This window comes from Paraburkholderia sp. SIMBA_030 (assembly GCF_046535245.1).
In the GTDB taxonomy this organism is placed as follows: domain Bacteria; phylum Pseudomonadota; class Gammaproteobacteria; order Burkholderiales; family Burkholderiaceae; genus Paraburkholderia.
On sequence record NZ_JAWRXB010001477.1, the window covers coordinates 1 to 241 of the forward strand.

The 241-nt window shown below is 42.7% G+C and carries 1 protein-coding gene; it reads right to left on the reverse strand.

The genetic code is table 11. The annotated features are described in order from the left end of the window. Nucleotides 1–14 precede the first annotated feature (14 nt). The coding region (locus SB772_RS44940) for a hypothetical protein (RefSeq protein ID WP_410839145.1) at nucleotides 15–241 on the reverse strand (227 nt) is incomplete at its 5' end.

A 241-nucleotide genomic window follows, 5' to 3' on the forward strand; every position in this document is an offset into this window, starting at 1 on the left:
GTGGTATCTAGTTTTTAGAGCTTTTGTTCTAGTACTTCATCGGTTAATTCAGCCAACATGTCTGCAAAGATATCCGTGTCTGCAGAAGGGGTAGATACTTGTTCTTCATTAACTTCACCACTTTCATCAGTATGGCCATTGGTTTGGCGATTTATTAGAGAATCAGGTTGGTCGTTTAATACCTTGGCAGCGGGTGTAGTAGTTTGATGCGCTGCTAACGGCGATTCACCGGTCAACAATC